Source organism: Halonatronum saccharophilum DSM 13868 (assembly GCF_000517025.1).
In the GTDB taxonomy this organism is placed as follows: Bacteria; Bacillota; Halanaerobiia; order Halobacteroidales; family Halobacteroidaceae; genus Halonatronum; species Halonatronum saccharophilum.
In genome coordinates this window covers 36,079-44,997 of the sequence record NZ_KI912095.1, presented here as the reverse complement: position 1 = coordinate 44,997, position 8,919 = coordinate 36,079, and the positions used below count along the sequence as shown (strand labels likewise).

4 protein-coding genes, 2 tRNA genes, 2 rRNA genes, 1 pseudogene and 1 other annotated feature (1 of these 10 only partly in view) are annotated in these 8,919 nt (G+C 36.4%); all 9 genes and pseudogenes read right to left on the bottom strand.

From position 1 onward, the window contains the following. Positions 1-210: 210 nt before the first annotated feature. Complete coding sequence (locus HALSAC_RS0107310; protein ID WP_027339722.1) at positions 211-840, bottom strand: redox-sensing transcriptional repressor Rex; 630 nt, start codon at positions 838-840, stop codon at positions 211-213. Positions 841-1,120: 280 nt separating this feature from the next. After that, a tRNA-Ser gene (locus HALSAC_RS0107305) sits at positions 1,121-1,213 on the bottom strand. Between the two features lie 114 nt (positions 1,214-1,327). After that, positions 1,328-1,419, bottom strand: a tRNA-Ser gene (locus HALSAC_RS0107300). 105 nt (positions 1,420-1,524) lie between these two features. Beyond that, a complete protein-coding gene (gene serS, locus HALSAC_RS0107295) occupies positions 1,525-2,805 on the bottom strand; it encodes a serine--tRNA ligase (RefSeq protein WP_027339721.1) in 1,281 nt (426 codons plus the stop codon). A gap of 28 nt (positions 2,806-2,833) precedes the next feature. Then, positions 2,834-4,417, bottom strand: a complete 1,584-nt coding sequence (gene serA / locus HALSAC_RS0107290; RefSeq protein ID WP_035571501.1) for a phosphoglycerate dehydrogenase — start codon at positions 4,415-4,417, stop codon at positions 2,834-2,836. Next, a complete protein-coding gene (locus tag HALSAC_RS0107285) occupies positions 4,417-5,574 on the bottom strand; it encodes a pyridoxal-phosphate-dependent aminotransferase family protein (protein WP_027339719.1) in 1,158 nt (385 codons plus the stop codon). Before HALSAC_RS0107285 ends, serA begins: the two co-directional genes overlap by 1 nt. A gap of 79 nt (positions 5,575-5,653) precedes the next feature. Further along, positions 5,654-5,868 (bottom strand) — a binding site (T-box leader). Positions 5,869-6,141: 273 nt separating this feature from the next. Further along, positions 6,142-6,482 (bottom strand): annotated as a pseudogene (locus HALSAC_RS16420) (S49 family peptidase). Positions 6,483-6,920: 438 nt separating this feature from the next. Beyond that, positions 6,921-7,037, bottom strand: a 5S ribosomal RNA gene (gene rrf, locus HALSAC_RS0107265). A gap of 122 nt (positions 7,038-7,159) precedes the next feature. Then, a 23S ribosomal RNA gene (locus HALSAC_RS17380) occupies positions 7,160-8,919 on the bottom strand (it continues 445 nt past the right edge of the window).

The following is an 8,919-nucleotide window of genomic DNA, read 5'->3' as shown; positions in this document are numbered from 1 at the left end:
GCACAACGGTTTTCAAGACCGTCACCATAAACCGGACTCGGACACCCCTCCATATTTAAGTTGCTAGATCATTATACAACAAATCACAAACCTTGTCAAGAATTTTTAATCGATTATTATAATCAATTAAAAATCATAACTTCTCTCAAGCACATCTATAATATTAACACAACTAACCAAGGTAGTCAAATTACTTTTTTTGTAAAAAAACTATCTTTTTTCTTTTATCTTAAAGGAAAGCCGTAATAACCCCTCTGTAAGGTGTTCATTTTCAACTGCTATACCTTCAGGATAATTTAGATCAACAGGAGCGTAGTTCCAAATACCTTTAACCCCGTTATCAATCATTATATCAGCAACAGGCTGTGCACCCTTTTCAGGTACAGTAATAATTCCAATATCAATTTGATTATCTTTAATATAATCTCCTAGGTTATCTATATCCCTAATCTCAATATCATTAATCTTAAGACCAATTAATCTAGGATTAACATCAAAGATAGCCGAAAGATAAAAACCTCGCCTTTCAAAATCTGTTGAATTAACTATAGCTTGACCTAAGTTCCCAACACCTACAAGAACCATACTACTCTTCTTTTCAATACCTATAACTTTAGCTAGTGCTTTATATAACTTTTCTATATTATATCCATATCCTTGTTGACCAAAGTTACCGAAATGATTTAAATCTTGCCTTAATTGTGGTGCTGAAACTCCTACAATCTCTCCAAATTCTCGAGATGATATCTTCTCCACACCTTTTTCTAAAAGTCTATCCAAATGACGATAATATTTAGGCAACCTCTTAATAACGGCTGTGGGTATATTATTTCCTTTCATAAGATGCCCTCCCTAATTATTTTATCCAAAATTCAAGCTATAATTAAAAAACTGAATGCTCTTGAGAAAAATAAAATATCTATCATAATCTAAAAGTTATTATAAAACCTGCTATCTATATAATAACTTTAATCTTCTATAAATATCCCTCATACCTCTTAGTTTTCTTTATAAAAAAGCAAAACTCCTCTTTTAAAGATTTATTAAAGATAATTCAAATATAAAAAAACATCCCTTCCAGGATGATCACCATATATCTAAAAAATGTTTTTGGAATAAATGGCGGAGAGAGAGGGATTCGAACCCTCGCTAGAGATAATTCCCTACTACAGGTTTAGCAAACCCGCCCCTTCAGCCACTTGGGTACCTCTCCACGTTAATTCAGTTGATAATTTGTGGTTTATAGTTAAAACCATAAATTAATAAAGAACTTGAATCTTTTGAAGTTAACTATTAACTATCAATTATCAACTATCAATTGCATTTTTGGCGGAGGGGGTGGGATTCGAACCCACGGTGCGCGCAAACGCACAACGGTTTTCAAGACCGTCACCATAAACCGGACTCGGACACCCCTCCATATTAGCACAAATGTAATTATAATATATTAGACTTTAATTGTCAAGTTAATAAAGAAAAAAAGTATAAGAGAATGGTGTTAACACCATTCTCTTATACTTTTTATTATTCAGTAATTTTCTCTACCCCACCCATATAAGGTCTTAATACTTCCGGGATTGTAATACTACCATCTTCATTTTGATAGTTTTCTAAGATAGCAGCTACAGTTCTTCCAATTGCTAATCCAGATCCATTTAAAGTATGAACAAACTCTGCATTAGAATTTGCTTCTGGTCTATACTTAATTTTGGCCCTTCTAGCTTGGAAGTCTTCAAAGTTACTACAAGAAGATATCTCTTTATAATCTTCATAACTTGGTAACCAAACCTCAATATCAAACTTCCTTGCTGCTGTAAAACCTAAATCTCCAGTACACATGCTCATCACTCTATAAGGTAAGCCTAACTTCTTTAGAATTGTCTCTGCATTATCTACCAATTTATCTAGCTCTTTATAAGAGTCCTCAGGGTTTACAAACTTAACCATCTCAACCTTATTAAATTGGTGTTGTCTGATAATACCTCTTGTATCTCTTCCATGGGCACCTGCCTCTGCCCTAAAGCAAGCGCTGTGAGCCACATGGTAGATAGGTAGATCATCAGAATCTAATATCTGGTCGCGATACATATTAGTTATTGGAACCTCAGCAGTTGGTATTAGAAAATAATCTGTTCCTTCTACTTTAAAGGCATCTTCCTCAAACTTAGGAAGTTGGCCCGTTCCCAACATACTATCTCTATGAACCATAAAAGGAGGAAATACTTCCTCATACCCATGCTCAGATCTATGAACATCGAGCATAAAGCTAATTAATGCTCTTTCTAATCTAGACCCTAAGCCTTTTAAGAAGGTAAATCTAGCACCTGATACCTTTGCCCCCCTCTCAAAATCTAATATATCTAGATCAACTCCTAAATCCCAATGAGCTTTAGGCTCAAAATCAAAATTTCTTACCTCTCCCCACTCTCTTATAGAGATATTATCATCTTCATCCTTACCTACTGGGACATCTTGATGGGGGATATTAGGAATTTGTAGCATAATTTCTTCTAGTCGATCTTCATAACCCTTTAACTCTTCATCTAATTCTTTAATCTTATCTGCTACTTGGCCCATCTTATCAATGATTTTTTGAGCTTCTTTATGTTTACCATCACGCTTTAATAAACCAATCTTAGAAGACTCCTCATTGCGTTCTTGCTTTAACCTTTCAACCTCCTGAATCAGCTCTCTTCTTTTATTATCAACTTCAGTAAATTCATCAATTGGAGCTTTAGTTCCTCTATTCTTTAGTGTCCCTTTAATAAAATCTATATTATCTCTTATAAAACCTAAGTCTAACATTAAAATCCTCCCCTTTAAAAGTTAACAACTATAACGCAAGTACATATACCCCTGTCATACCTTCAATCTCCATTATCTCTTCTTTTAAACTTTCTCCAATCTCTTGGTCAATATTTAATACCATTATTGCCCGTCCACCAACCTTATTTCTTCCTAGTTGCATACTTGCTATATTAACATTATTAGCTCCTAACATTGAACCTACCTTACCTACTATACCAGGCTGATCAGTATGATTAGTCACTAGTAATATTCCCTTTGGTATAAGGTCAATTTCATATCCATCAATGGCTACAATTCTTAAATCACTATCATTGAATACAGTTCCAGCTAGCTCTCTTACATTTCCATTATTTTTAACCCTTAAAGTAACTAAATTAGAGTATACCTTACTATTAGTACTTTTAGTCTCTGAAATTGTAATTCCTCTTTCTTCAGCAACTAAACGGGCATTTACTAAGTTTACATTTTCATCTAATATCGGATTTAATATTCCTTGTATTAAAGCTGTAGTTAAAGGATTTAAATCATAATTACTTATTTCCCCTTGATAAACAACTTCAATCTCTTCAATTCGATCTTCAGCTAACCCTGCATAAAAACTTCCTAGTTTCTCAGCTAACGATATATATGGTTTAATATTATCCATATCATCAGGTTTTAATGTAGGTATATTTAAAGGTGTCCTTGGGAAACCATTTTCAAAGACCATTAGCATCTGTTTAGCAGCATCAATAGATACATTATCCATAGCTTCTACAGTTGTACCACCTAAGTGTGGAGCAACTATTACTTTATCTTTAAATTCTAATAATATATAATCTTCATCCAATGGTTCTTCCTCATGAACATCTATTCCAGCACCAGCTACTTTACCTTCTTTAAGTGCTTTATACAAAGCTTTATGATCGATATTCTTTCCTCTTGCTACATTAAGTACTCTAACACCGTCCTTCATTTTAGAAAACTCCTCATCACTTAGAAGGTGATGTGTCTCTTCAGTATGTGGAGTATGCAAGGTAATGTAATCAGATCTTTCTAATAACTCATCCAATTCTACTAATTCTACCCCTAGCTTTTTACCCTTTGATGATGGAATGTAAGGGTCTGTAGCAATAACATTCATATTAAAACCTTTAGCCCTTTTGGCTACCAACCCACCAATTCTACCTAAACCAATAATTCCTAAAGTTTTTTTATTCAACTCTGCCCCCATATACTTCTTTCTATCCCAGATACCTTCACGAATAGCCTGGTGGGCTTGTGCTACATTGCGAGATATACCTAGCATCAATGCCATTGTCTGTTCAGCTGCAGAGACACTATTTTGTCCTGGAGTATTTAATACTATAATCCCTTTTTTAGAAGCTGCTTCTACGTCAATATTATCATACCCAGATCCCGCTCTAGCAATTACCTTTAAATTCGTAGCATGACTTAAGACTTCTTCATTTAACGGTGTCATACTCCTTAAAATTATCCCATCATAGTTACCTATCTCTTCTAATAATTCTTCATAAGATAAACTTGTATTATAAGTAACATCTATACCTTTTCCTTCTAAGATATCAATACCTGCTTGAGAAATTGTATCACTAACTAGTACCTTCATTATCTTCTCTCCTCCTCATAGAATACTTTTTGGGCTGCTTTTAATCCTGAACCTAACTCTAAATCAAATCCTAAATCTTTTAATGTTAATTCAATAGCTGATATAGTAGATAGTATATCAGACCTACTTACATTACCTAAATGACCTATTCTAAACACCTTACCTTGTAATTCTCCTTTACTACCTGTAATATAAACATTATATCGTTCTTTTAACCTTTTATTTAGCTTTTGATAAGATACCTCTTCTGGTAGCCTAACTGCAGTAACTGTTTTAGAAGCAATTTCGTCTTTTACTAATAACTCTAATCCTATTGCTTCCATACTCCTTCTAATTGCTTTAGCAACAATTTTGTGCCGTTTGAATACATTCTCCAAACCTTCTTCTTTAATCTCCTTTAACACTTCTCTAAGGGAGTACATAACAGAAATAGCTGGAGTTGATGGTGTCTGAGATTTGTTATCGTAACGATCTTTGGCCCTTTTGAAATCCCAATAAAACTTCGGTAGATCTGAGCTTTCACCAGCCTTTAAAGCTTTAGGACTTACACTTACTAAAGCCAATCCTGGTGGAGTCATCAAAGCCTTTTGTGATGAAGTAACTACAACATCTGCTCCCCATTGGTCAGTCTTTAACTCAATTCCACCTAAAGAACTGACAGCATCAATTAAAAGTAGTGTGTTGTATTCTTTGGCTAATTCTCCAATAGGTTTAGGGTTATTTACTACCCCAGTTGATGTTTCATTATGTGTCATTAAGATAGCCTTAATTTCATCATCTTCTTCTAATTTTTCTTTAACTTTATCTACATCTACTGCTTCTCCCCAAGGAAAGTCAAGCCTTTCTACTTGAAGTCCATAATTTTGAGCAATACTTGCATACCTTGCCCCAAAAGCACCCGTACAAAGTGATAATACCTTATCGCCCCTTGAAAGGGTATTTGATAATGAAGCTTCTAAACCTCCAGTACCAGAACAAGTTAATACTAAAAGATCATTTTCAGTTTGAAATACATACTTTAAGCCTTCAACTACCTCTTCCATTAATAGATCAAATTCCTTTTCTCTATGACCAATCATAGGATTAGCGCCAGCTATCCTAGCCTTTTGCGGAAGCGGTGTTGGCCCAGGTAACATTAAAGTTCTCTTCTCTTTCATCTTTTTTTACTCCCTTCTCAATACTCTTAAGATTTTTATAAAGAATAAACTCTCGTCCCTAACAATCTAATATTAGATTGTTAGGGACGAGAGTTTATTTACCCGTGTTGCCACCCTAATTGGTTACTTTTGCATAACCCGCTTTCATGACCTATAACGGAGTCATAACCGATTTAGCTTCTATTCACTAACCATTCCTAGGTGGATTCTCCTTTCTTTTTATATCAGCTCACACCAACCGCTGATTCTCTCTAATAAAAAGATAAGGATACTATTCCTATTCATAATGTTTGACTTTATTTAATTAATTTAAAATCATTATACAATACTACTTTCAAATTTGCAAGAGCTTTAATTTAAAAATAGACTATATTTTCCCCATTATAAACTATTTTATTAAATAAATTTTCCATTATACTACCTTGAACCCCCATAATTATTCTATCTAATAAACTCTCTCTACCATAATATGTTAAATATATATACATTATCTTCAACATTCGCTAAATCTTGCAGTTATTCTAAAGTATCATATGAATTCCCTGTTTTGTCTATTAACCCCAACTCCTAAGCTTTAGAACCTGTATAGATCCTTCCATCAGCAATTTCTCTTAAGTCATCTTTAGGTATTTCTCTATTTTTAGCAACAATTTCAATAAATCCATCATAAATTTCATCTATAATTTCTTTAAAAATCTCTTTTTCATCATCTCTCTAGCTGGACTTCCTATATCTTTGTAAAGATCACTCTTAATTGTAATATTATCGATTCCTAGTTTTTCATATAACTCTTTTAATTCTATAAAATCTATAACACCTATGATACCAGTAATAGTTGCAGGGCTTGCATAGATTTTATCAGCTACTGCAGATATATAATAGCCACCTGAAGCTGCTATATCCCCCATAGAAGCGACAATAGGCTTACCACTTTCTTTAAATCTTAATAATTAACGATATATTTCATCAGAAGCAGCAGAACTTCCACCAGGATTATTTACTCTTAATAAAAGCCCTCTTATGTTATCATCATCTTTACTTTGATTAATACTTCTCATTATCCTCTCTGATTTACCAGCAGATCCAAGAATAGGACCATCAATCTCTATAACTGCAATCTATTCTACTTCTCTTGCTCCCCTAATTAAATTATTAGTTAAAAAGTAAAACATACAAAATACTATAATAAGAATAACAATAAATACTAACAATAAAATTGAAAATAACAGCCCCTTAATAGCATTATCAATATTAATCTCTTTCTCCCCTTTCTATAGAAAAATTCTTCTTTATATAACGAAAAAACCTTATTGTATATATTAATATATACAATAAGGTTTTTTTTATTCTGGCAATGACCTACGCTCCCACAAGGTTGCCCCTGCAGTACTATCGGCGCTGGAGGACTTAACTGCTGTGTTCGAAATGGGAACAGGTGTTGCCCCTCCGCAATTATCACCAGAATTATATTTATTTTGTTAGTACAAAAGTATTTGCAACATCTAATATAATATATCTTTTATTATTAAATGTCAATACTATTTTTATACTTTCAAAACTGCACAAATAGATTACCTTTTTTATCTAGATTAAGCCCTCGATCTATTAGTACCAGTCAGCTAAAAGTATTACTACTCTTACACCTCTGGCCTATCTACCTGATAGTCTATCAGGGATCTTACTAGATTAATTCTATGGGATATCTCATCTTAAGGTTAGTTTCACGCTTAGATGCTTTCAGCGTTTATCTGATCCATACTTAGCTACCCAGCTATGCTTTTGGTAAACAACTGGTACACCAGAGGTATGTCCATCCCGGTCCTCTCGTACTAGGGACAGATCCCTTCAAATATCCTACGCCCACGACGGATAGGGACCGAACTGTCTCACGACGTTCTGAACCCAGCTCGCGTACCACTTTAATGGGCGAACAGCCCAACCCTTGGAACCTGCTTCAGCTCCAGGATGTGACGAGCCGACATCGAGGTGCCAAACCTCCCCGTCGATGTGAACTCTTGGGGGAGATAAGCCTGTTATCCCCGGGGTAACTTTTATCCGTTGAGCGACGGCAATTCCATTCTCTACCGTCGGATCACTAAGCCCTACTTTCGTACCTGCTCGACCTGTATGTCTTGCAGTCAAGCTCCCTTCTGCCTTTACACTCTTCGTGCGATTTCCGTCCGCACTGAGGGAACCTTTGGGCGACTCCGTTACAATTTAGGAGTCGACCGCCCCAGTCAAACTGCCCATCTGAAACTGTCCCAGCACTGGATCACAGCACATGGTTAGAATTTCAGCACAATAAGAGTGGTATCCCACTTGTGACTCCACCGACACTAGCGTGCCGATCTCAATGCCTCCCACTTATTCTGTACATATGGTACCAAAATTCAATATCAGACTACAGTAAAGCTCCACGGGGTCTTTCCGTCCTGTCGCGGGTAACCTGCATCTTCACAGGTAATACAATTTCACCGAGTCCTTCGTTGAGACAGTGCCCAAGTCGTTGCGCCATTCGTGCAGGTCGGAACTTACCCGACAAGGAATTTCGCTACCTTAGGACCGTTATAGTTACGGCCGCCGTTTACTGGGGCTTAAGTTCAGTGCTTCAGTATACACCTAACACTTCCCCTTGACCTTCCAGCACCGGGCAGGCGTCAGCCCCTATACATCGACTTGCGTCTTAGCAGAGACCTGTGTTTTTGGTAAACAGTCGCTTGGGCCTAGTCATTGCAACCTCTTCGAGCATACACTCTAATGAGGCACCCCTTCTCCCGAAGTTACGGGGCTATTTTGCCGAGTTCCTTAACGAAGGTTCTCTCGCGCGCCTTAGAATTCTCTTCCTGTCTATCTGTGTCAATTTACGGTACGGGTACCACTTACCTTGCTAGAGGATTTTCTTGGCAGTGTAGAATCAACCACTTCACTTCCGTAGAAGTTCCAGATCACACTTTAGAGTTTACAATCCTCCGGATTTACCTAAAGGATCCTCCTACGTGCTTCAACCTGTAATAACCGTTAACAGGCTGGCTTATCTTACTGCGTCCCCCCATCACTTATAACGGTAAGGAGGTAGCATCGGAATTTTAACCGATTGTCCATCGCCTACGCCTTTTGGCCTCGGCTTAGGTCCCGGCTGACCCTGAGCGGACGAGCCTTCCTCAGGAAACCTTAGACTTTTGGCGGATAGGATTCTCACCTATCTTATCGTTACTCATACCGGCATTATCACTTCTATAAAGTCCACAACTCCTTACGGTACTGCTTCAATCCTTATAGAATGCTCCCCTACCATTGTCAAAAAACAATCCGTAGTTTCGGTGATGAGCTTAAGCCCCGGACATT